At 70.9% G+C, this 23,376-nt stretch carries 16 protein-coding genes and 2 tRNA genes; 9 read left to right on the forward strand and 9 right to left on the reverse strand.

Going from position 1 to position 23,376, the window contains the following annotated elements; all coding sequences use genetic code 11:
• Positions 1-145 precede the first annotated feature (145 nt).
• The 6 genes from WMF33_RS03865 (at position 146) to WMF33_RS03890 (ending at position 9,897) form a co-directional block, all read left to right on the forward strand.
• Entirely contained in the window at positions 146-2,461 is a 2,316-nt protein-coding gene (locus tag WMF33_RS03865; RefSeq protein WP_437335865.1) for an ATP-binding domain-containing protein, read from the forward strand.
• A 138-nt stretch (positions 2,462-2,599) separates the two neighbouring features.
• Positions 2,600-2,676, forward strand: a tRNA-Met gene (locus WMF33_RS03870).
• 408 nt (positions 2,677-3,084) lie between these two features.
• A complete protein-coding gene (locus tag WMF33_RS03875; RefSeq protein WP_437335866.1) occupies positions 3,085-4,605 on the forward strand; it encodes a pectate lyase family protein in 1,521 nt (506 codons plus the stop codon).
• 264 nt (positions 4,606-4,869) lie between these two features.
• Positions 4,870-4,943 (forward strand) — tRNA-Met (locus WMF33_RS03880).
• A 981-nt stretch (positions 4,944-5,924) separates the two neighbouring features.
• Positions 5,925-7,922 (forward strand): globin family protein, encoded by a 1,998-nt coding sequence (locus WMF33_RS03885; protein ID WP_437335867.1) that lies wholly within the window; start codon positions 5,925-5,927, stop codon positions 7,920-7,922.
• Positions 7,923-8,031: 109 nt separating this feature from the next.
• Positions 8,032-9,897: a protein kinase domain-containing protein gene (locus tag WMF33_RS03890; RefSeq protein WP_437335868.1), complete on the forward strand. Its 1,866-nt coding sequence runs from the start codon at positions 8,032-8,034 to the stop codon at positions 9,895-9,897.
• A gap of 75 nt (positions 9,898-9,972) precedes the next feature.
• On the opposite strand, the gene WMF33_RS03895 is transcribed toward WMF33_RS03890, so the two are convergent.
• The 3 genes from WMF33_RS03895 to WMF33_RS03905 form a co-directional block, all read right to left on the reverse strand.
• The gene (locus WMF33_RS03895; protein ID WP_437335869.1) at positions 9,973-10,650 is read right to left on the reverse strand and encodes a glutathione S-transferase family protein; all 678 of its coding nucleotides are present in this window, start codon (positions 10,648-10,650) and stop codon (positions 9,973-9,975) included.
• Positions 10,651-10,802: 152 nt separating this feature from the next.
• Positions 10,803-11,438 (reverse strand): hypothetical protein, encoded by a 636-nt coding sequence (locus WMF33_RS03900; RefSeq protein WP_437335870.1) that lies wholly within the window; start codon positions 11,436-11,438, stop codon positions 10,803-10,805.
• Positions 11,439-11,801: 363 nt separating this feature from the next.
• Complete coding sequence (locus WMF33_RS03905; protein ID WP_437335871.1) at positions 11,802-13,085, reverse strand: MFS transporter; 1,284 nt, start codon at positions 13,083-13,085, stop codon at positions 11,802-11,804.
• A 296-nt stretch (positions 13,086-13,381) separates the two neighbouring features.
• On the opposite strand from WMF33_RS03905, the gene WMF33_RS03910 reads away from it, so the two are divergent.
• A complete protein-coding gene (locus WMF33_RS03910) occupies positions 13,382-13,519 on the forward strand; it encodes a hypothetical protein (RefSeq protein WP_437335872.1) in 138 nt (45 codons plus the stop codon).
• 61 nt (positions 13,520-13,580) lie between these two features.
• Here WMF33_RS03910 and WMF33_RS03915 read toward each other — a convergent pair whose 3' ends face one another.
• The 3 genes from WMF33_RS03915 to WMF33_RS03925 all read right to left on the reverse strand — a co-directional run bounded on the left by WMF33_RS03915 (position 13,581) and on the right by WMF33_RS03925 (position 18,191).
• On the reverse strand, positions 13,581-14,498 hold the full coding sequence (locus WMF33_RS03915; protein WP_437335873.1) for a glutamate--tRNA ligase family protein: 918 nt from the start codon (positions 14,496-14,498) through the stop codon (positions 13,581-13,583).
• 82 nt (positions 14,499-14,580) lie between these two features.
• The gene (locus WMF33_RS03920; protein WP_437335874.1) at positions 14,581-16,380 is read right to left on the reverse strand and encodes a glutamate--tRNA ligase; all 1,800 of its coding nucleotides are present in this window, start codon (positions 16,378-16,380) and stop codon (positions 14,581-14,583) included.
• A gap of 161 nt (positions 16,381-16,541) precedes the next feature.
• Positions 16,542-18,191 (reverse strand): adenylate/guanylate cyclase domain-containing protein, encoded by a 1,650-nt coding sequence (locus WMF33_RS03925; RefSeq protein WP_437335875.1) that lies wholly within the window; start codon positions 18,189-18,191, stop codon positions 16,542-16,544.
• On the opposite strand from WMF33_RS03925, the gene WMF33_RS03930 reads away from it, so the two are divergent.
• Positions 18,190-19,536: a hypothetical protein gene (locus tag WMF33_RS03930; RefSeq protein ID WP_437335876.1), complete on the forward strand. Its 1,347-nt coding sequence runs from the start codon at positions 18,190-18,192 to the stop codon at positions 19,534-19,536. The genes WMF33_RS03925 and WMF33_RS03930 overlap by 2 nt on opposite strands.
• An 85-nt stretch (positions 19,537-19,621) precedes the next feature.
• Here the strand turns inward: WMF33_RS03930 and WMF33_RS03935 are convergent, their stop codons facing one another.
• The 3 genes from WMF33_RS03935 to WMF33_RS03945 form a co-directional block, all read right to left on the reverse strand.
• A complete protein-coding gene (locus WMF33_RS03935) occupies positions 19,622-21,274 on the reverse strand; it encodes a hypothetical protein (protein ID WP_437335877.1) in 1,653 nt (550 codons plus the stop codon).
• Between the two features lie 191 nt (positions 21,275-21,465).
• Positions 21,466-21,846 carry an Hsp20/alpha crystallin family protein gene (locus WMF33_RS03940; protein WP_437335878.1) on the reverse strand — a complete coding sequence of 127 codons (381 nt, stop codon included), beginning with the start codon at positions 21,844-21,846 and terminating at the stop codon, positions 21,466-21,468.
• Between the two features lie 105 nt (positions 21,847-21,951).
• A complete protein-coding gene (locus WMF33_RS03945) occupies positions 21,952-22,416 on the reverse strand; it encodes an Hsp20/alpha crystallin family protein (protein WP_061626667.1) in 465 nt (154 codons plus the stop codon).
• Positions 22,417-22,782: 366 nt separating this feature from the next.
• Here WMF33_RS03945 and WMF33_RS03950 point away from each other — a divergent pair, with 366 nt between their 5' ends.
• Positions 22,783-23,364, forward strand: coding sequence for a YtfJ family protein (locus WMF33_RS03950; protein ID WP_437335879.1), 582 nt, complete (start codon positions 22,783-22,785; stop codon positions 23,362-23,364).
• Positions 23,365-23,376: the final 12 nt, after the last annotated feature.

Genomic DNA, 23,376 nt, shown 5'->3' on the forward strand with positions numbered 1-23,376 from the left:
TGGGGGGCCCCACGCGGCGGTTGCGGAGCTCTGCCGGATCGGTCAATAGGTCCGACCCTCCTGCGCCAGCGGGCCTCGACGGATGTCCGGCGCGCTGCCGCTGTCGCTCAGCCTGTCACCTGATCCTCACCGCACCGGCATTCCCGTGACCGCGAATCGTTCTACGAGCCCCACGCCCACCGAAGAGCAGTCCACCGCGCCGACCTCGGCCACCGTCGTGACCACGTCCGCCCAGCCCGCAGCCGGCGCGCCCGGCGCCGGGCTGAGCGCGAAGGGCGAGGCGATCGTGCGCGAGGAGGAGGCCCTGCTCGCCCGCGTGACCGCGCACCTCGCCACCGCCGCGGCCAAGCCGTCGCGGCCGCCGCCCGTCGAGAACTACGAGGAGCAGCTCCTCTCGCTGCGCGATCAGATCGCGGCGGCGCGGCTCGAGGACGTGCCGGCGCTGGTGCAGCAGATGGAGCGCCTGCAAGGGATCGCCGCGCGGCGGAACGAGAACGTCGTCGAGCCCGTCGATCCGAAGTCGCCCTACTTCGGCCACCTGCGCCTGCGGGAGAAGGGCCGTCCCGAGCGCGACGTGCTCATCGGGCGCACGACGCTCGTCGACGCGAGCGCGGGCGTGCGGATCGTCGACTGGCGCCACGCCCCGGTCAGCCAGATCTACTACCGCTACGAGGAGGGCGCGGAGTACGAGGAGACCTTCGGCGAGCGCGAGGTCGAGGGCACTGTGCTCGTGCGGCGCACCGTGACCATCGACGACGGCGAGCTCTACCGCATCGCGGCGCCGCAGGGGACGTTCGTGCGGGGGCCCTCGGGCTTCCGCGAGATCGCGACGCGGGCGACCGAGCTCGCCGGCGGCCAGGGCAGCGCGGTGCGCCCCGAGGACATGCGCGACATCGCGCTCGCGGCCGGCGCGCGCGGCGGGCTCGGGACCGGGGCGGCGTTCCACGCGCGCGAGGACCGGCACCTGCCCGAGATCGCCGCGCTCCTCGACCCGCGGCAGTTCGAGCTCATCTCGAAGCCGGACGGCGGCATCGTGGTCATCCAGGGCGGCGCCGGCAGCGGCAAGACGACGATCGGCGTCCACCGCCTCGCCTTCCTCGCGTACAACGGCGGCCGCCGCTTCACCGCCGACAAGATGCTCGTCATCGTCGGCAGCCCGGCGCTCCGCGCGTACATCAGCGAGGCGCTCCCCGCGCTCGGCCTGGGCGGCATCGCGGTGGAGACGTTCTCCGAGTGGGCGCGCGCGGCCAGGAAGCGCGCGTTCCCGTGGCTCGAGGCGCCGGTCGAGGAGAACACGCCCTCGGTCGTGACCCGGTACAAGACCCACCCGGCGATGCTGCACCTCCTCGAGCAGCGCGCGTCGGAGCTCAAGGACGACGCGCGGGCGCGCCGCGACTCGCGCGGCACCCTCGCGTTCTGGGCGGACCTGCTCACCGATCTCGACCGGGCGCTGGCCGCCTTCGAGGCGGCGGGGGACCCGGAGTTCGGCCCGGAGCAGGTGAAGCGCGCATGGCGCTGGTGCGCGGATCGCTGCCCTGCCGTGCTCGATCTCGACCCCGGCGATCGCGCCGAGCGCAAGGCGGCGATGGCCGACGAGCCCGCGGACGACGGCGACGACGAGCGCGGCGCCGACGCGCGCGAGGTCTCGAGCGACGACCGCGCGGTGCTCGACCCCGAGGACGACGCGCTCCTCCTGCGGGCGTACCAGCTGCTCCGGGGCGAGCTCCGCAAGGGCAAGAACGTGCTCACCTACGAGCACCTCTTCGTGGACGAGGCGCAGGATCTCGCGCCGATCGACCTCGCGGTGCTGCTCGGCGTGGTGGCCGAGCCGCGCAGCGTGACGCTGGCGGGCGACACGGCGCAGCGGCTCTTCATGGACTCGGGCTTCCGCGACTGGCGCGCGACGCTCGACGACCTCGGCCTGTCGCGGGTCGACGTCGAGCCGCTGCGCATCGCGTACCGCTCCACGCGCGAGGTGCTCGCGTTCGCCCGCGCGGTGCTCGGCCCGCTCGCGGATCCGACGCCGCCGCTCGCGCCGCGCAGCGGCGCGCCGGTCGAGCACCACCATTTCCCGAGCGCCGGCGCCGCCGTCGCGTTCCTGGCCGACGCGATCCGCCCGCTGTTCGCCCGCGAGCCCCGCGCGACGCTGGCGATCCTGGCGCGCCACCCCGAGCAGGCGGACGTCTACTACGACGCCCTGAAGATGGCGGAGATCCCGAACCTCCGGCGCGTGCGCGCCTACGAGTTCGCGTTCCGCCCCGGCGTCGAGGTGACGGAGATCCGGCAGGTGAAGGGGCTGGAGTACGACTACGTGGTGCTCGTCGACGTGAACGCGTCGACCTACCCGGCGGACGACGAGTCGCGGCACCTGCTCCACATCGGCGCGACGCGCGCGGCGCACCAGCTCTGGGTGGTGTCGACGACGGCGCCGTCGCCGCTCCTGCCGGACTGGCTGGGCTGAGGCCGGCCGGCGCCGCGGAGCCGGGCCGGCCGGCGCCGCGGAGCCGGGACTAACCGGCTCGGAGGCGAGCTCGACACAATCGACATGGCGCCGTGAGAGAATCCTTGACCTTCAGGGGGCCGCGAGTAGATTCCCTCTCGCGCGGTGGAGCAGCCTGGTAGCTCGTCGGGCTCATAACCCGAAGGTCGTGGGTTCAAATCCCGCCCGCGCAACCAAACGGTCCCGAGGACCAACCCAAGCAGCCCCGGTGGTTATCCCCCGGGGCTTTTTGCTGTCCGCGCTCCGCGATTCTTCGCACGCTCGCGTCGAAGGGGTCAGGGGCTCGGCGCGAGGTCGCCTCGTACCGCGCTGGCCCACCTTGCGGTTGCCGCCGTCGTGGCGCGGCGGCGCGTCAATCGTCCTTGAGACCTGACGATTCGTGACGGGTGCACGCTCCCTCGCGCAACTGGGTCCGACATGGACCACGGCGCCTCTGCCGCTGCCCGCACGCTCCTCACCCCCGTGCCGTCTGGTGCGCTGGCCGGGGGCGACCCGTTCTCACCACGAGCGACCGGCGGCGGGCCCGTGGCTCTGACACGTGGAGGGTGCCGATGAAGCGACTCAGCGATCGTTCGCGTGGGGTCATGCTCCGTGCCTCGAGCACGACTCCAGCTGTTCTCCTCGTGCTCGCGGCGCTCGTCACGCCCGCGTGCGGCGACAGCGGTGGCAGCCCCCCGGGCTCGGGCGCGGCTGGAGCGCCGGGGGACGGCGGTGCAGGATCCGTGGGCGGCGGAGGCGGATCGAGCGCGATCGCGGGCGTCGCGTCGGGCGGTGGTGCCGCGGGGGGTGGCGGGGCGACCGTCGCCGGCAGCGGCGGATCGTCAGGCGACGGCGCCTCTGCCGGCGGGAGCCCTGCGGCTTCCGGTGCCGGCAGCGGCGGGGCGCCGCCGAGCGGCGAAGTGCTCGCGTTTCCGGGGGCTCAGGGGTTCGGGCGACACGCGGTCGGCGGGCGCGGCGGCGACGTCGTGCACGTCACGAACCTGAACGACTCCGGCGCGGGCTCGCTGCGCGACGCGATCAGCCAGCCGAACCGAACGGTCGTGTTCGACGTCGGCGGCGTGATCGAGATCTCGTCGCGCCTCGTGTTCAAGAGCAACCAGACGATCGCGGGTCAAACGGCCCCGGGCGGCGGTATCACCATCTACGGCAATGGCACCTCGTTCTCCGGCGCGTCGAACACCGTCGTACGCTTCGTCCGCTTCCGCATGGGCGCCGGGGGCGATTCGGGCAAGGACACCGTGACCATGGCGAACGGGCACGACGTGATCTGGGACCACTGCTCGCTCAGCTGGGGGCGCGACGGCACGTTCGATCTCAACCAGGAGAGCGGCGCCGAGCTCTACAACTTGACCCTTCAGGACTCGATCGTCGCGCAAGGGCTCCAGTCGCACAGCACCGGCGGCCTGGTGAACACCGCCGGCACGTCGATCATCCGGTCGCTCTACATCGACAACAACTCGCGCAACCCGAAGGCGCGCGGCACGCTGCAGTTCGTCAACAACGTGGTCTACAACTGGGTCGTGTCCGGCTACATCCTGGGCGACACCAGCGGCCGCTCGGACGGCTCGATGCTGGGCAACTACTTCATCGCCGGCCCGGAGACGAGAGGCGGCACGCTGGATAGCCCCACTCCCGCGTACAATCTCCACGCCGACGGCAATTACTACGACAGCGACAAGGACGGCACGCTCGACGGCAGGCTCCTCGGCAAGGGCGACTTCGGCACGGTCACCTGGCTCGACGCGCCTTCCGTCGAGTTCCCCGACGTGCCCGCCATGACCGCGCAAGAGGCGTACGCGTACGTCAGCGCGCACGCCGGAGCATCGATCCACCGCGACGACGCGGATCGCTACGTGCTCGACGAGCTGGCGTCGCTCGGCGAGCGGGGCGCGACGATCAGCAACGAATCGAGCCTCGGCTTCGCGAACGGTGTCGGCGCCCTGCCCGGCGGCAGCGCTCCGAGCGACGCCGACCGGGACGGCATGCCAGACGCCTGGGAGAGCGCACGAGATCTCGACCCGGCGAACGCGGACGATCGGAACGGAGACCGCGACGGCGACGGCTACACGAACCTCGAGGAGTATCTGAGCTCGCTCGTGCCGTGAGCCCGGCCTGCGAGGGCGCGTCCGGCCAGCAGGAGCCGTCGGGATCGGCCTCTCGTCCCACGACCCGGGCGCGTTCCACGCGTCCAGGCGAGCGCTTCGTCGGCGTCGAGCACGCCCGCGGTGCCCGCGATACCCCAACGATGAGCCTGCTCGGCGCACCGTCAGCCAGCCTGAGGGGCTGCGGCGCGATCGCCACGGCAGGGGCCGCGACGTGTGCCGTGAGAGAATCCTTGACCTGCGCAGGGCCGTGAGTACATTCCCTCCCGCGCGGTGGAGCAGCCTGGTAGCTCGTCGGGCTCATAACCCGAAGGTCGTGGGTTCAAATCCCGCCCGCGCAACTGGTTCGCGTGAACCACGCGATACCTCGCGAAGCGATGGAACGGAGCCTCGGTCGAAAGACTGGGGCTTCGCCGTTTCTGGGACGCTGCCGTCGAGAGCACCCGTGACTGCGGCCGCGGCATCGTGAAACGGTCCGCGGAAGCGGGGGAGGACCGCTCGCCCAGGGCATCGGCTTCGAGATCGGGCTTGAGAGCCGTCACCTCAGGCGACGGCGACATCTCCCGGCGCGCGCCGCGCGAGCGTGGTGATGCGCGACCACACGCTGCTCGCAATGAGCTCGGTTCCCAGGTCAGCTCTCCCTCAGCGCCCACGACGTGTCGTATGCGCGCTCGCGCGCCGCACCAGGCGATGGGGTAGCTTTTCATCGGCCACCTGCGTGTCGGCCAGGGTTTTCTCTCCTCATTCGTTATCGCCCGTCGGGCGCAACTCGAGGCGTTGTTCGCGCCCGCACGGGTGCTCTCGGGCGCCGCGCAGCACCTCGCGCCTTCTGGAGCCCAGGCCTCGCCGGCGAGCGGTTGCAGGCCGTCGCCCTGCTCGCCAGGTCCGAGCTCGCCTCTGGTCCAGCACGCGGCAACGGCCCGCGTGAGGTGCGGCACCGTCGCGCGAGGGCCCAGCGGCGCCGCCGGCGACGTTCCGTCCGCCGCCGGCAGGCCCGGCCGGCAGTCCACCGCGGTCCTGCGCCGGGACGGCGGGACTGCGGCGCGCTGGCCGCCGGGCGGCACGTCACCTCCGCTCCCCTCGTCGGCGCGACGCGCGCGGACCGGGCGCCGCGTCGCGCACCCGCCGGCGCCGCGCCGCCGTTGCGCCGCGGTCTCGTCGCGCCCCGTCCTCGTCGCCCCGCGGTCCTCGTCGCGCCGTAGGCAGGCGCCGGCTCCCTGATGTAGGATGGCGGTAGCGGCAGCTCCTGCGCTCTGAATGCGCGCGCCACAGCGCGCAACCCACCGATGCAATCCCGGTAACCCCCCAGCGGACAACTCACGATGGCCAAACCGAACGATCCCTTCGCACCCCCGACCAACACGCGCGGCTCCGCGACGCCGGGGGATGCCGCGAAGCCGCAACGCGGGGTCAGCGCGCCCGCGCCCGCGGCGCGCGCGTTGCCCGCAGCGTCGGCCGGGCCCGCCACCCAGCGAGGGCCGGGGGCCTACGGCGCCCCGGATTTCCTGAACAAGGCCGCCCGCACCGCGCCGCCAGCCGAGCTCCTGAGCGCGCGCACCATCGAGCTCGTGCAGTGGTCCTGGGCGAAGGTGATGCCCATCTCCGATGCCGCGGCGTCCCTGTTCTATGAGCGGCTGTTCACGCTGGATCCGTCCGTGCGGCCGCTCTTCAAGAACGACATGGCCGAGCAGAAGAAGAAGCTCATGCAGATGCTCGCGGTGGCCGTGGACGGGCTGAACAACCTGCCGAAGCTCGTGACCGTGCTCCAGGCGCTCGGCGTCCGCCACCAGGGCTATATGGTGGCCGAGCGCCATTACGATGTCGTGGGCGAGGCGCTGCTCTGGACGCTGCGCGAGGGGCTCGGCGACGCCTTCTCGAGCGACGTCGAGGCGGCGTGGAAAGACGTCTACGGCGTTGTCGCCGACGTCATGAAGAAGGCCGCCGCGGCGCACGCGGCCGTGGGCACCACGCAGGCGCTCCCGCCGACGCCCGCGCCGGGCGGGAGGGACGCCGCCCGGGGCAACGCCCCGCCGGCGCCGGGCCCCGCGGCGCGCCTGGGCGCCGCGGACCCGGTGCATCGGCCGAAGTCGGTGCCGCCGCCCTCGTCGGCCCAGGCCGCGCGGACGCTGGTCGGGGTCGTCCCGCCGTGGCAGGGCGAGCCGCCCCCGGTTCCACCGGCCGCCGCGCCGGCAGCGGCGCCGGCGGCAGCGGGCCCGAGCGCGGGCGCGCCGATCACCCCGCGCACCATCGAGCTCGTGCAGCGCTCGTGGGCGAAGGTGATGCCGATCTCGGACGCGGCGTCGGCGCTCTTCTACGACCGCCTCTTCGAGCTCGATCCGTCGGTGCGGCCGCTCTTCAAGAACGACATGGCCGAGCAGAAGAAAAAGCTCATGCAGACGCTCGCGGTGGCCGTCGACGGGCTGAGCAACCTCAACAGGCTCGTGCCCGTGCTCCAGGCGCTCGGCGTCCGGCACCACGGGTACATGGTCGTCGATCGCCACTACGACCTGGTGGGCGAGGCGCTGCTCTGGACGCTGCGCGAGGGGCTCGGCGACGGCTTCACGCGCGACGTCGAGACGGCGTGGAAGGACGTCTACGGTGTCATCGCCGACGTCATGAAGAAGGCGGCCGCCGAGCACGTCGCCGGCGGCGGGGCCCCGGGCAGGGCCGACGCGGCGCCGGCCCGCGAGCGCCCGCAGCGGCCGCCGATGTCGGAGCCGCGGGCGCCCGCGCCGCAGAGCGTGACGGAGGTGATGCCGCAGAAGAAGCGCCCGAGGAGCCCGATCGACGAGGACGCCGACACGCTGCACTACCAGACGAACCCGGCCCACGAGGCCCTGGCCAGCAGCGGTATCGACCACGAGGCGCCCCGGGGCCCGAGGCCCGCCGCCGGCGTGCCGGCGAGCCCGCAGGGGCTCGTCGTCCCGTTGTCGGGGCAGGACATGGTCCTCCACGTCCAGGTCAAGCTGGACGGCCCGCTCGTGACGGTCCCCGCCGCTGCGCCGGTCGTGGCCCCCGCCGCGCCGGTAGTGCAGGAGCAGACCGGGCCGAGCGGCCTCGTCGCCGGCCTCGCGATCGGGTTGCTCTCGATCGCCGCCTCGATGGCCACGGCCATCCTGCTCACGGTGGGCGGGCCCGACCGGGCCGCGGCCGGCGCGGGCGCCGCGGCGGACCGGGCGTCGACCACCGTCGCGTCCCTCGCGACCTACGCCGTGCCGATCATCGTCACGGTCCTGGTCCTCTCCGCCTTCACGATGGGCCACCTCCTGGGGCGGGGCCGGGCGCGGAGCGACGCGGGGCCGGGCGGGGGCCGGCTGTGAGCCCGCGCGCGGGTGATCACCGGTGACCTCGGGCCGACGCATGCGCCGGGCGAGCGCAGGGGTTTGATGTCAAGATGGGAATAACTCTCCGATGATCGCGGATCCTGCGATGACGCTGACCCAACTGGCGGGACAGTGGCTGGGCCCCTTCCAGCTGATCCAGCTGCTCGGCATCGGCGCGATGGGCGCCGTCTACCTGGCCCGGGACACCGTCCTCCAGCGCGACGTGGCGGTGAAGATCATCGCGAAGGGGAGCGCGGACACGGATCCCGACCGGCGCGACCGCTTCCTGCGCGAGGCGCGGGCGGCGGCGCGCCTCCTCCACCCGAACGTGGTGCAGATCTTCCAGGTCGGCGAGGACGAGGACGTCCGTTACATCGCCATGGAGTACGTCCACGGCCTGACCATGGCGCAGGCGGCCAAGCAGCAAGGCGGACGCTTGCCGGAGCAGTTCGGGATCGAGAAGATGCGCGAGGCCGCGGCGGCGCTCGAGCTCGCGGCCTCGTTCGGCATCTCCCACCGCGACATCAAGCCCGCGAACCTCCTCCTCAACGCGTCGGGGACGCTCAAGATCGCGGACTTCGGCCTCGCGTCGCACCCGGAGAGCGGCCCGCTCGGCAGCGCCAGCGCCTCCCGCACGCTGGAGGGCACGCCGTTCTACATGAGCCCGGAGCAGTGGACCGGGCAGGAGATCGCGCCCCCGTCCGACATCTACAGCCTCGGCTGCACCTTTTACCATCTGCTGGTCGGCCGGACGCCGTACTCGGCGCGGGATCTCGCCGGCTGCTTCCAGGCGCACTGCCACGCTCCGGTCCCGGATCCGAAGCTGTCGATGCCGGACATCGATCCGCTCCTCGCGGAGCTCCTGCGCCGCTGCATGGCGAAGCGGCCCCAGGAGCGGCCGTCCGCCGGGCACATCGTGGCGTTCCTCGAGGACATGCTGATGCTCCGGCGCAGCAGCGTGCGGCCGCGGGAGCTGCCGGAGCCCAAGCGCCCGAGCCTGCTCTCCACGATGGAGCTCTCCGACACGCGGGTGAGCGAGCTGCCGCCGGCGCCCAAGGGCTCGGTCGCGACGCCGACGGGCACGATCCTGGTGAACAGCTCGACCGCGCTCGGGCATTTCACCGGCCAGTACAGCTACCGCGACCATTTCGGGCTGACCGGGTATCCGTTCAGCGACATCCGGCAGCCGAGCTTCTTCTGGGATGCGGGCCCGTATGCCTGGATCCTGAGGACCCTGGCGTCGCAGATCGTGGCCGGGCAGCGCCCTGCGATCCTCGTGGGCGAGCCCGGGAGCGGCCGGACGTTCGTGTGCGAGATGATCAAGAACAAGGTCCCTCGCATCCAGGTCTTCACGATCGAGCCGCAGCTGCTCTTCGGGACGCGGCCTCTCGTGTCGCTGTGCAGGCAGGTGGGGGCGACGGCCATCTCTCCGACCCTGAGCCAGCAGTTCCTTGTCGACGCGTTCCTCGGTCAGGCGCTCCTCCGCGCCGGGCCGGACGCGATCGCGGTCCTGGTCATCGACGGCGTCGATCCGGAGGATCACGACCTCCTGATGGAGCTCCACGACATCCTCCGCTGCGCCCCCCTGGGCCGGCTGTCGATGATCCTGGTGGGCGCCCCCGATCTGCCTGCGACGCTCGCGTCGAACGGCGTGCCGCGCGAGCTCTACACCGGCGCGCAATCGCTCCTTTTGCCCGGCATGACGCAGCAGGAGATGATCGAGTACATCGACTTCAGGATGCGGTCGGTCGGCGGGAGCGGGCGGGGGCTCAAGCTGGACCTCGCGTCGCAGCAGCTCTTGCACGCGAGGAGCGGCGGCAGCCCGAAGCTCATCAACATCTATTGCCACAACGCGCTGACGCTCGCGGCGCTCCAGGGCGAGTCCGAGGTGAGCCTGTCGTCGATCCGCCTCGGCATGAAGAGCAAGAGCTACCTCACCGCCGACGCGGCCATGGCCCTGGTCCGCGGCTGAGCCGCGCGCCGCGGCGAGAGCCGTCGCTGCCGGGCTGGTCGAGGGCGCCGGCGGCGTCTCCGGCCCCGCCGGACCTCAGTCGGTCCACTGGTGGGTCTCTTCCGGCTTCCCGCCGAAGGTGGCCATGGGGATGGTCCACGTGCGGGGCCGTCGATCGCTGCGCACGTACTCGCGGACGCGGTCTGCCGAGAAGAAGGCGGTCGTCGCGCGGAGCAGCTCCGGGAACTCCTTCACGAGGCCGGTATGGACGGGCATGATGGTCTCCACGGCGAAGGCCATGGCGACGTCGGCCAGGGTGGTGCGGCCCGGCTGGATCCAGTGCTCGGCGTCGGCGCGCGTGCGCACGAAATAGTCCTCCAGCTGCTCGAGCTTCTTCCCGGTGGCGGCGCGGTGATCGGCGCGGACCTCATGGAAGCGCGGGTTCCAGAGGAGCGCGCCGACGTCCAGGACCACCTCGAGCGCGGTCTCGGTCACCTCGTCGACGCGCGCGCTCTCCTCGAGCGTGTCGCCGTAGAGCCCCAGCTTGCGCGCCAGATAGCGGTTGATCGCCTGGGACTGGCAGAGGGTGAGCCGCCCGTCCTGCAGCACGGGCAGCTGCCCGAACGGGGTACAGCTCTGGAATCGCTCCTTGGTGTCTGGCTGCATCCATCGCTCCAGAGGGACGAGCTCGTTCTCGTAAGGTACGCCGCGCAGCTCCATCATGAGCCTGGCGACTTCCACGCGTCCGCGCACTGCAAAATAGGTGAGCTTCATCCTCGTCCTCCTGTGTTGGGCAGGGGACTCTACAGCAACTCGGCTCCTCGAGCCAACGGGCATCGGACCGGCCCGAGCCCGACTCTGCTCCACGCAGCGTCGGCATCGCACGTTGCTTGGACGAGGATCGATCGATCTGCCGATCTTCCGAGCTAGCTATCGTTTCCGGCCGCCGCCGCCGGCGCCGGCCGCGGAGCGGGTTTGGCCTTGCCCCCCAGCATGGAGGCGAGCACCGCCTCGTCCGTCATCGGAGCGCGCGGCACGTGCTGCGCGCGTCCGATACGTGCTCTCGAGTGTTTGTCGTTGGCGATACACCTGCCGCGCGTGTATGCGCTGAGCCGGTCGAGCGCCTCCTGTTTGCGGCACGCCCCGAAGGACCTCCGGATCAGCGCGAGCCCCGAGCGAAAGCACTTCTCGCGATCCGACACGAGGTCCTCGTGCGACCACCCCTCCCGGGTCTTGCCGGCGCCGACGCGGATCTGGAGCAGACAGGAGTCGACCCCCGAGCCGCGCGCGAGCTTCCCGAGGCCGAGATCCACGTCCCGGCGGTAGCCGCTCTCGAAATATGCGATCGACAGGAGCAGCGCCATCGTATCGGCTCGCCCGCGCGGGCCGCCGAAGAGCGGCTTCAACTCGGGATCATACGCCACCTTCGCCGCCGCGCGCGCGATCTCGTGATAGCGCGCGCGGCCGTCCTCGGGCGTCTCGACCGCGTCCTTGATGTGGCTCGTCCCGGGCGGGGCCCATGCGATCATGATACCGACCGCCCACGCGATAATCGAGTCCATGACATATGTAAGGTCCTGTTGTCCCTCTGTGTCAAGCAATTAGGACAGCCTGGCTGGGATTATCGCCAGGCATTGTATGATTGCGTGCCGCCCAGCGTGCATTTGTACCGTCCTTGTCAAATTGCCAATCGTGCGGACGGCAGTACGCGGTGCGCAAGTGTTTTCGCAGCAGAGTCATTCCGCGCGTTTATCGCGGGGCCGAAGCGTGGATTGGCTCCCTTCGGTCCTCCGCGAGGGCGACTCGCGCCCATCGTTCATCGTTCATCTTTCATCGAGCGGCGCGAGCGCGGCATCGGCGGTGCGCTGCGCTCTGCCGAACGTGAGCCCGCGCGGGCGCGCGGCGCACGTCGCGCGCGGCGCTCATCACGCCTTCGCGGCGGCGTCTTCTTCGGAGGTCGCGCGCGTGTCCTCGAGCCTGTCCACCGCGCGCAGCTCGGGGAACAGCCATCCCCAGAGCAGCACGACGGCGATCGTCCCAAGGCCGCCGACGATCACGGTAGGGACGGTCCCGATGAGCCTCGCGAGCGTGCCCGACTCGAGCTCTCCGAGCTCGTTCGAGGCGCCGACGAACACCATGTTGACCGCGCTCACGCGGCCGCGCATCTCGGGCGGCGTCGCGAGCTGCTCCAGGGTCATCCGCACGACGACGCTCACCATGTCGGCGGCGCCGATCACGGTCAGCGCGACGAGCGAGAGCAGGAAGCTGTGCGACAGGCCGAACACGACCGTGGCGAGCCCGAACACCCCCACGCAGAGGAGCATCTTCGTCCCGGCGTGGCGCCGGATCGGCCGGAACGCGAGGAGCACGGCCATGAGCCCGGCCCCCACCGCGGGCGCGGCGCGCAGCAGGCCGAACCCCTGAGGGCCGACGCGGAGCACGTCGGTCGCGAAGATGGGCAGGAGCGCGACCGCGCCGCCCAGGAAGACCGCCACGAAGTCGAGCGAGATCGACGCGAGCAGGACCTTCCTCCGGTAGACGTAGCGCAGCCCGGCGAGCGCCGTGGCGAGCGACGGCGGCTTCTTCTCCATGCGCCCCGTGCGCGCCCGCACGGCCAGGAGGCCCGCGGACGCCGCGCCGAGCGCGAGGCTCGCGGTCAGGTAGACGGGCGCGGGCGCCTTCCAGACGCCGTAGAGCACCCCGCCCACGCTCGGTCCGCCGATGGCCCCGACCTGCCAGAGCGTCGACTGCCACGTCGCGGCGTTCTGGAAGTGCGCCGCGGGCACGAGGGACGGCAGGAGCGACGCGCCGGCCGGCCCCTGGAAGGCGCGCACCGTGCCGAGGAGCACGAGGACGGCATAGATGGCCGACACGTTCGGGGTCGGCGAGCGCGCGAGGACGAAGAGCGCGAGCGCCGCGAGCGACGAGGTGAGGTAGCAAAGGAGGAGGATCCCTCGCCGATCGAAGCGATCCGCCGCGTGCCCGGAGGCGAGGGACAACCCCGCGATGGGGAGGAACTGGGCGAGACCCACGTAGCCGAGCGCGAGCGGATCGCGCGTGAGGTCGTAAATCTGAAACCCCACGGCCACCGACTGCATCTGGTAAGCCATGGTGGCGAGCAGGCGAGCCGCCGCGTACACGCGGAAATCGTGCGATTCGAAGGCGGCGAAAGGCGACGAAGGCTTCAGGGCGGTGACATCGGCGGCCATGAAAAGTCCGGGCGACGTTCATGGCGCATTCGAGCACGTGCCGCCAGGGACGCCCTGCGCCCACCTCATCAAAAATCAGTGCAGCTGTTCTCCTCAACGGAGAGCGCGTTCTGTCTCGGCGATCCTCGGTTCGGGGCGGCCCGCCGTTCGGAGGGCGCAGCGGTCGAGCCTGCGCGCAGAAAGCTGGCGCGTCGGCCCGGAATCGTGGTAAGCGGCTGCCCGACATGATGCCCCATGGAGACGACACCTCGTCGGGACTAGCGCGCGACCTCGCCGCGCAGGCGCGGCGTGCCTGGATGCTGTTCGGGAGCCGTTCCCGCCGCGGGCGCGATGGCCGGCGCGATGACGACGACGACGACGATCTGCCGCGTCCGAACGCGATCGTCGCCCTGTTTCCGCTGCTGAGCCTCGCCGTCTCGCCGCTGCCGGCCTGACCTCCGCCCGTCCGTCCATCGAGCGCCTGAGACGGCGGCGCCGTTCCTCGACGCGACCTCGTCAGGAACGCACCTCGAGCTCCCCGTCCCGCCACGCCACGACCCGGTCCGCGGTCGCGACCCTCGCCCAGCTGAACTCCCGCAGCAGCTCCGCCGGCGTGCACGGCTCCGGCCGATCTCGCAGGCCGATGCACCACGCGAGCGCGCCAGAGAGCGCGGGCGCGCTCCGGGCGAGCGCCGCGCCGCGCGCCGCGCCGTGCGTCTTGGCCAGCTTGCCGCCGCGCTCCTCCAGGAGGAGCAGGTGGTGGCGGTAGACCGGCGCCGGCAGCCCGAGCAGCGCCTGGAGCGCCGCCTGCGTCGCGGTGCTCGGCGCGATGTCGCGCCCCCGGACGACGCGCGTCACGCCCGCCGACCCGTCGTCGACCACCACCGCGAGCTGGTACGAGAACGCGCCGTCGCGCCGGCGCACCACCGGATCGCCCATCGCCAGCGCGGGCTCCTGCGACAGATCGAGCCCGCCCTCGTCGACGGGCCGGAACACCCCGTCCGGCAGCCGTGCCCGGATCGGCTCCGCGCTCGCGCGCCACCCGCCGGGCGGCAGCGCGCGTCCGCGGCTGCGGTTGTCGTAGGCCCAGCCGCCGTCGGGCGCGCGCCGGCCGATCGCGCGCACCTCCTCGCGCGTCGCGGAGCAGGGGTACAGCGCGCCGAGCGCCTCCAGCCGGTCCATCGCCGCCTCGTGGTGCGCCCGCCGGGTGTGCTGCTCGACGCGCTCGTCGAAATCGAGCCCCAGCCACGCGAGATCCTCCTCCAGGGAGCGCGCGAACTCGGCCCGGCATCGGTCGGGATCGAGGTCCTCCAGCCGGAGCAGCAGCCGCGCGCCCCGCGACCGCGCGTCGAGCCACGCGAGCAGCGCCGCGGCGAGCGTCCCGAGGTGGGCCGGCCCGGTGGTCGACGGGGCGAACCGGCACACCTCGCTCATCGTTCCTCCTGCCGCCGCCGCCCGCGGCGCAGCGGCCGCCCGCGCCCAGGGCGCGCCGCCCACGGGCTCGCCACCCCGCGCCTCAGAGGAAGCGCGCGATGCGCGCCCGCACGCGCTGCTCGCCCAGCACCGCCATGACCTCGGCCAGATCGGGGCTGTTGCGCGTCCCGCAGATCGCGACCCGGATCACCATCGAGACGTCGCCGACATGGCCCTTCCACGACTCGGGAGAGGCCTTGTACTGCTTCACCTCGCCGGCGTAGCCCAGGGTCACGCCGATCTGCCGGACCTTCTCGAACCACGCCTCCTTCGAGTCGGCCGGATCGAAGGCGTCGAGCATCTGCTTGAGCACCGCCGAGCGGTCTGCCTCCGGGACGTTCTCGGGGAAATCGAACGACGTCAGGCCGTCATAGAGCTCGTCGTAGAAGAAGGAGAGCTGAGGGCGCAGATCGGGCCAGGTGACGATGCGCTTGTTCGACTTCTTGCCGCCGCGCTCGATGCCGAGCGCGCGCCTCGTGTACTCCGGATCTCGCTCCATCAGGGCCGCGAGCTCCTTGTCGTACGTCCTCGCCCAGTCGAGCCCCTGGGCATAGACGTCCTCGGCGCTCATCCGGCTCACGACCGCCTGGCTGACGCTCTTCAGCTTGACCAGGTCGCTCAGGGCGCCGCCGGGGGCGAGCTTGTTCAGCTTGAGGGGGAAGGCGGAATAGGGCTTGTCGGGGTTCGCCTTGCGCCAGTCCTCGAACGCGGAGTTGGCGATGTTGAGCAGGTACTCGATCGTGGCCGTCTCCGGGACGCCGATCTCCCGGTAATACTCGATGTTCGCCTCGGGGTCCTTGCGCTTGCTCAGCTTGCGCCGCGCGTCCGAGACCTTCTGCTCGCCCGTCTCCGGGTCGGTCTCCTCCACGCGATCGAGCTTCTGGATCGGCGGGACGTGGGCGTACTCGACCGGCTTGAACCCGAGCACGCGGAAGAGCTGCAGGTGGAGGGGCATCGACGAGATCCACTCGTCGCCGCGGATCACGTGCGTGGTCCGCATCAGGTGATCGTCGACGGCGTGGGCGAAGTGGTAGGTCGGGATGCCGTCCGACTTGAGGAGGATGGTGTCGAGATCGTTGACCGGCATCGAGATGACGCCCTTCACGCCGTCCTTCCACTCGACCCGGCCCGAGACGTCGTCCGGGGCGCGCAGCCGGAGCACGAACGGGGTGCCGCTCGCGAGCGCCTCCTTCACCCGGGCGAGCGGCGCGTCGCGCCACTTCGCCCACCGGCCGTGGTATCCGGGCTTCACCGTGAGCGCCATCTGCTCCTGCCGGATGGCGTCGAGCTCCTCGACCGTGCAGAAGCAGGGGTAGGCGAAGCCGCGGCGGATGAGGTCGATCGCGTAATCCCGGTAGATCCCGACCCGCTCCGTCTGGATGTAGGGGCCGTAGCTGCCCTGCTGGATGAACTCGCCCCGCGCCTCCGGCCCGCCGCCCTCCTTCGCCGGCGCGCGGAGCACGCCCTCCTGGGGCGAGAGATCGAAGCGCGCGAGCGAGTCGACGATGGTGTCGAGCGCGCCGGGGATGGCGCGCTTCACGTCGGTGTCCTCGAGGCGGAGGAAGAAGACTCCCTCGCTCTGGAGCGAGAGCCGCTTGTTGATGAGCGACACGAAGATGCCGCCAATGTGCATGAACCCGGTCGGGCTCGGCGCGTAGCGGGTGACCATCGCGCCCTTGGGCAGGGGGCGGCGGGGATAGCGCGCCTCGTACTCCTCGGGCCGCTTGGCCGACGCGGCGGCGTCGCCGAACAGGAGGCGCACGAGCTCGTCGCGGTCCTCTCCGGGGCCCGGCTCGCGGACGGTGACGGGAAGCGTCGTCTCGTTCAGTGCCTGCTTGTCCATGAGGGCGCGTCGCTCCAGGTCTGACATCGGGCGGGGGGCAGCCATTGCACGCCCGCCAGGCCTTGTCAATCGCGGCCTCGGGCGCGGACGCGGCGGTCCGCGCGGCCGCGCCGGGCGAAGCGCGCCCCGCATCGCGTGTCGCGCGCCGCGCGGCCGCCGCGCTACTGCGGTGTCTTCTCGCCGAGGAGCCAATAGGTCTTCATCGCGCCCTTGCCCTTGATCGCCACGAGGCCACGCTCCTCGAGGAGGAAGTCCCCCCGGAGCAGGGCATAGCTCGCCTCGCTCACCTGGACGCGCCCGGGCTCTCCGCTCGACTCCATGCGGCTCGCCACGTTCACCGCGTCGCCCCAGAGATCGTAGCTGAACTTCTTCTTGCCGATCACGCCGGCGATGACAGGCCCGGTGTTGATGCCGATCCGGAGCCGGAACGGCTCGCCGTCGTCGGCCGGGAACTGGCTCATGGCGCGCGTCATCGCGAGGGCCATCCGCGCTATCGCCCTCGCGTGGTCGGGGCGCTGCGCGGGCAGGCCGCCGACGACCATGTAGGCGTCTCCGATGGTCTTGATCTTCTCCAGGCCATGCTGGTCGGCGAGCTGATCGAACGACGAGAACATGCGGTTGAGGAGGCCGACGAGCTCGGTCGGGCTCTGCCGCGCGGCGAGGGAGGTGAAGCCGGCGATGTCCGCGAAGAGGATGGTCACGTCCTCGAAGTGCTCGGCGATGAGCTGCTCGTGCTCCTTGAGCTGCTCGGCGATCGATCGCGGCAGGATGTTGAGGAGGAGCCGGTCCGAGCGCTCGTGGGCCCGCTCCGCCGCCGCCTTCGCCTGCTCGAGCGCGGTCTTCTGCTGGCTCTGCCGCCGGGCGTTCGCGTCGAGGGCCGAGAGCATGCCGTTGATCGAGCCGGTGAGGCGCGACAGCTCGTCGGTGCCCGGCATGGCGACCCGCGCCGAGAGGTCGCCGACGCCGCCGATGTCGGTGACCTCCCGGCTGAGCCGGGCGAGCCGGGAGAGGACGAGCCTCTCCAGGAGCAGCAGGGTGACGCCGCCGAAGACGAGGCCGACGAGCACCGTCACCAGGACGAGGTAGCGCAGGGTGTCGTGGCCCATCCTGAGGATCGCCCGGTCGTTGTCCACGCGCAGGAGCAGCGCCGGCCGGCCGTCGATGTCGTCGAGGACGGTGTACCCGGCGATCCGGTCCTCGCCGAGCGGGTGGACGAGGATCGCCTCGGGGCCGGCCATGGCGGCGCTGGCCTCGCGGAAGTCGGCGGGCAGGTCGGGGTCGTCGAGGCGGCGCACGGCGAGCGAGAGGCCGGCGGGCTGGGTGAGGCGCTTGATCTCGGCGTCGGTGAGGAAGCGGCCGAACGTGACGGTGCCGGCGACGGGCCCGCGGCCCGAGCTGCCGACGCTCGGCTGGGAGCAGACGAGCATGGGCCCGTCCGGCAGGAGGACGATGCCGCCCCGGACCGCGCTCGGCGGCGCATCGGGTCCGAACAGGAGATCGCCGACGCGGAGCCGCTCGGCGATGCCTCGAGGGAGCGGGGCCCAGCGCTTCCCGGCGCGATCGTAACCGGTGCTGTAGACGGGGATTCCGTCCGCGTCGGCGAAGACGGCGAGATCGATGCGGGCGATGTCGAAGAGCTCGGCGACCAGGTTCGAGCGGACGAACTCTTGATTGCCGTCCTGCACGAACCCGTGGGCGTCGTCCCACTGGCTCCAGTCGGTCCAGCGGGCGTTGAAGTCGTGGACGGCCTGGCTCATCAGGTTGAGGGCGACCTGGACGGTGCGGCGCGTGTCCTGCGCCTCGGCGGCCATGGAGTTGGCGAGGAGCGCCCGCGACGAGACGCCGTACAGGGCAAAGCTGAGCCCGAGCAGCGTGGCGGCGATCGCCAGCAGCGTCTTCGCGCGCAGCGAGAGCAGGGCGTCGAGGGCGGGCTTCAGCGTCAGCGACGCCGAGCCTATCGAAATGCGCGCCGGCGCGGAAGCGCGGCGGACGGAGCGGCGGATGGAGCGGCGGACGGGGCGGAGGCGGGCTGGGCCGATGCTGAGGGCCGAGGTGGAAGCAAGCCGGGGGGGACGCCGGGCGGGGCGCGGCGCGACGGGGGGCCGGGAAGGGAGCGGGGTTCCGGGGATCTGGCGCTCGTATGGGCGGGCCTACTCGACGCTGGACGGGGCGGGAGGGGGCGATGTCCTCCCGGCCCACGCAGTGCGCCAGGCGGCGGTCCCGTGCAGCGTGCCAGGTGCCGAGTTCCAGGTGTGGTTCGAGGACGTTGCTGCGGCCGTCCGTGCTGCGGTGCGGTGCGCCTTCGTCATGTCCTGGGAAATTCAGGTCTATGGTAACGGATGCAACTCGGCGGGTCGCGAGCGTTACGGGCCCGTGGTGCGCATCGTCACGGTATCGCATTCCACCGGGTGGCTTCCTTGGACCGCTCTCGCGAGAGCAGATAGAATGCTCTCAATGCTCACGCCCCACCGGCAGCTGGTCGTTCCTGCGCTCCTCATCATCCTCGCTGCGTGCGCCAACGGCACCGATGAGTTGATGCCCGGGTACTACGAGGAGCAAGCCGGCGGAGGCGGAAGCGGCGGCGGGGGAGGCGAGGGCGGCGCCGGAGGGGTGGACGCGTCCTCGAGCTCGAGAGCGAGCTCAAGCGTCAGCTCTAGCTCCGCCGGGGTCGGCGGCGCCGGAGGCGAGGGCGGGAGCAGCGATGGAGGCGGGGGCGAGGGCGGGGCGACGGGCGAATGCGACTATGGCTCGCCGAACACGTGCGCGGGGGCAGAGGACCTCGGTGAGATCTCGGGCGACGATGGCGGCGACGAGCTGACAGTGACAGGGACTACGTCGAAGTGGTTCAAGATCAAGATAGTCGACTTGGACGACGAGGCTAGCTCCGAGCATTTTCGCGCTACGCTCAGGTCCCCACCGGGCATGAACTTCGATTTGATCGTCTATGAGGGGGGGCTCGACGCGCCGGACTGCTTTGCCTCCGGCGTGAGGGGGCAGGGTACACCCGAGTCGTTCTATGCGACATGGGATGACTTCCCGATTCTTGACGACCACCGCTGGTTCAGCCTCGAGGTGCGGCACGTGGACGGGACCACCTGCGGCGACGATGCGGCGTGGACGCTGACGGTCAGCGGCAACAATGCAGCGTTGCCTTGAGCCTGCACGTCCCGACATGCCTGCTGCCGCTCGGGCTGATCCTACGTGCGTCGCGCGGAACAGCGCTTCTTCTTCGCGATCGTTTTCAGGGTGACAGTCGCGCCAACACTAGGCTGGCGTTATCTGTCGTCAGCGGCGGATCCAGCAGATCGATCGCGCCGTCGGTGAGGCCTGCCACGACGATCTCGCGCGACGCAGAATGGACCGCTGCGGATGTCGCTCCCTGAAAGGCCGCGCCGCTTCCGTAACGATGACTCCACTTGTGAGTCCCCAAAGCATCAAACTTGGCGATGAACCAGTCTGTGTCGTTGGCGATCAGCTCCCCGCCGCCGAAATCCACCTTCCCGCGGAAACCCCCTGCGAAGATGAGCTCACCCTCGCTGTCGAGCGCGACGCCCTGAAGGGGTAGGCTCCAGCTCTGATCGGTCTGATCTCCGAGCTGCTTCGACCACGAATGGGTGCCGGTCTTTGATAGGCGGACGACGAACAGGTCGACGTCGTCCGCGCCCTTGGTCTCGCGCGTCACGCGCAAGTTGTTCGTGCTCGGGAATTTGACCGTGCCGGAGAATAGCCCCACGATGCCTATGTTGCCCTCAGGATCGACGTCGATACCGCTGATCTCCACCGTGCTTCCGTCATTGCCATGGCCGAAAGTGGTACTCCAGAGCGGCATTCCCTTCGCGTCGAACTGGGCCACCCAGCTGACTACTCCTGTGTTGTCGGCGTCATCGAGCGTGTAATCAGAACCGAAGTCGATCGAGTTTGTGAATGTACCGACGACCACCGCACGGCCCGTTGCATCGACCCCGACGCCTCTGCAGTACTGGTCTCCCGGGATATCTCCTGTGAGGTCCCCGATTTGAGCGCTGTATACGTGGCTGCCGTCTTCACCACTCAGTCGGACCAGAAAGCCGTCCATGTCCGACGCTTCCCCGGTCTCAAGCGTGAGGCCGCCGAAGGTCACGGTCCTGCTGAACGCCCCGGTGATCACCGCATCGCCGTCGGGCGTCACGGCGATGTCGATCGGTATAGTTTGACCTTCCGGACCGCCGAACTGCTTGCTCCACTTGTGCTTTCCATTCGCGTCGAGCTTGACGACCAGCATGTCACTGGTGCCATTCGCCGAAAGATCGCCGCCGCCAAGGTCCACGGTCCCCGTGTACTTCGTCGTGAACAGCGCATTGCTGTCTGCGTCCAGAGCCACCGCGGCAGCGCTGTCTCCCGGGAGCGGCAGCCCGATGCTGTACACGTGATTACCCTCGCCATCGAACATGGCCATGAAAGCACTGCCGTGAGAATGCTCCGGCAGGACCGTCGTGGTATCCGGACCGAAGTTGAGCTCGCCTTGATAGAGACCTGCGAGCGCGATGCGATCTCCCTTGGGGCTGATCGCCATCGACATTACCCAGTATCCAGGCCCCGCGCCCACCATCCTCGCCCACGCGACGTCGCTGCACCCCACGCCGTCGCAGTCCTCATCGCCCCTCTCGTTGCAGTCCTCTTCCCCCGGGAGCACCTGCCCCTCGCAAGCCCCCCAGCTCCCGTCCGCGCCGCAGGTCTGCCTGCCGGGCGCGCAGATGCCGACCCCCTCGGTCTCGCTCGCGCCCCCGTAGCACGCCCGTGTGTCGCCCCGCGCGCAGGGCGTCGCGTCGCCGCCCCCGGTCCCCCCGGCGGGCGCATCGGTGAACTCGTCGAGGCCGAGCAGCGCGCCGCAGCCGGAGACGAGCAGCGCGGTCAAGGCAAAGGATGGCAGCACACGACGCAGAGGAGGCACGCGGAAACAGTAGCCGAGACCGGCCCCTCCAGGACAGGGGGCACCTCGACAGAGGGCACCCCGAACGCGCGAAAGGCACCGCGCGCCGCCCCGACGCGCCCCGAGGGGCCCACCAGTCGCCGGCGACGCGGTGCCTCGACCGCTCACACGCCACATCAGCTCGCGCTGATCGGGATCTGACGGGGCTTGAGCGACGCGCTCTTCGGCAGGTGAATCCGCAGGACGCCCGCCTGAAGCTCCGCGGAGATCTTGTCCGAGTCGATGCCCTGCGGGACCACGAAGCTGCGACGAAAGTCCGGCAGGTTGTCCGCGCTCTGCTCGCGCTCGGCCGCGTCGGTCCGCCGGCCCTCGAAGCTCAGCTCCCCCTTCTCCAGGCGGATGGCCAGATGATCCTGCGTCACACCCGGAAGATCCGCCACGACCAGGAGCTCCTCGGCGTTCTCGTAGATGTCCACCGCCGGGGCCACCGCAGGGCGCTGCTGGATCTTCTCAGGGCTGGTCTCAGCGCGGTTCGTCAAGTTGCGATCGGTGCTCATCTTCTTCACTCCTTCCTCGCTTTCTCTCCTTCAACGCATTCCAAATCCGCTGCTCGCGGGAGCCTCCCTCTCCGTCGGCTCCCGCTCCGTCGGCTCCCGCCCGCCTCAGCGCGCCGTCACCGTGATCTGCCGCGGCTGCGCCTCGGCGGCCTTGTTCAGCGTCAGCGTCAGCACGCCGTTCCTCAGCACCGCCGTCGTCTTCTCGGGATCGACCTTGCTCGGCAGCGTGAAGCTCCGGCTGAAGCGCACCCCGCCCCGCTCCTTGCGGTGGACCAGATAACCCTCGGGCGCGTCCGGCTTGCGCTCGCCGCTCACCGTCAAGACGTCCTGGTTGAGCGAGATCTGCACGTCCTTCTCCGTCAGCCCAGGAAGGTCCGCCTTGACGACCAGCGCGCTGCCCGTGTCGTAGAGGTGGATGCGCGGGCCAGGCGTGTACCGGGGCGACTGGTCGAACTCGCCGCGGAGCGACGAGCGGGGCGCGTCGTACTCCTCGAACACCCGATCCATCCGCCGGCGAAGCTCATCCATCATGGCAAACGTGCGATCGAAATCCGTGTAACGGTTCAGCATGACGACTCCTCCGTGACCCCCGCGCGCGGCGCGCGCCGGGGCCTCGCCCGCGGCGCCGTCACCCTGCTCGCGACGGCCGTTTTGTTGTAGCGTTACGGGACCTTGGCTCCGAGAGCCGGTCTCTTCGCACCGCCCAATCTTTGCACGCCGCCGGGGGTGTCAAGAGCCGGGCCAGCCGCCCGTGCCCGCGCCAGACCGGCAGGAAAAGCGGACACAACAGCCCCGGCCCGCCTCCCGGCAAAGGACCTCCAGGACACCCGCAAGACGCCTCCGGCAAGCTCCAGCACGACGCTCCTGCCGCGCCCGCCCGGCAAATCGACCAGCTTGAACAACCCTGGGAGCACGTTCCCGGAAATGTTACGAACCATGGACATGCCGAACCGCCCGCTCGCCGCTCGCCGCTCGCGGACCGCCCGCCTCCTCTCGGCCGCGTCCGCCGCGGCGCTGGCCCTCGCGCTGATCGCGGGCGCCGCGCTGGCGCTGCCGCCCGTGGGCGACCGGGCGCCGAACGCGCGCGTCGAGGACGCCGACGGCCGCGAGCTCCAGCTCAAGGCGCTGTGGGGCAAGCCGGTCCTCATCATGTACGAGGACAAGGACTCGGCGACGCAGAACCAGGCGCTCAAGGACGCGGTGGCGAAGCTCGCGAAGGGCGACCGCTACCGGCGAGCCATCGCCGTCGCCGCGGTCGCCGACGTGAGCTCCTACGACTTCTGGCCGGCGAAGGGGTTCGTGAAGGACGCCATCCGCGAGGAGTCGCGGAAGGTCGGCGCGACCATCTACTGCGACTGGGACGGCACCTTCCGCGAGGCCTACCGCCTCCGCCGCGGCATCAGCAACGTCATCCTCGTCGGCAAGAACGGCCAGGTGCTCTTCGCGGCCGAGGGCAAGCTCAAGCCCGAGGCGCAGGCGAAGCTCCTCGACCTGCTCCGCAAAGAGGTCGAGGGCTGACCGCGGCGCGCG

This window comes from Sorangium sp. So ce394 (assembly GCF_051474665.1).
GTDB lineage: Bacteria > Myxococcota_A > Polyangia > Polyangiales > Polyangiaceae > Sorangium > Sorangium cellulosum_D.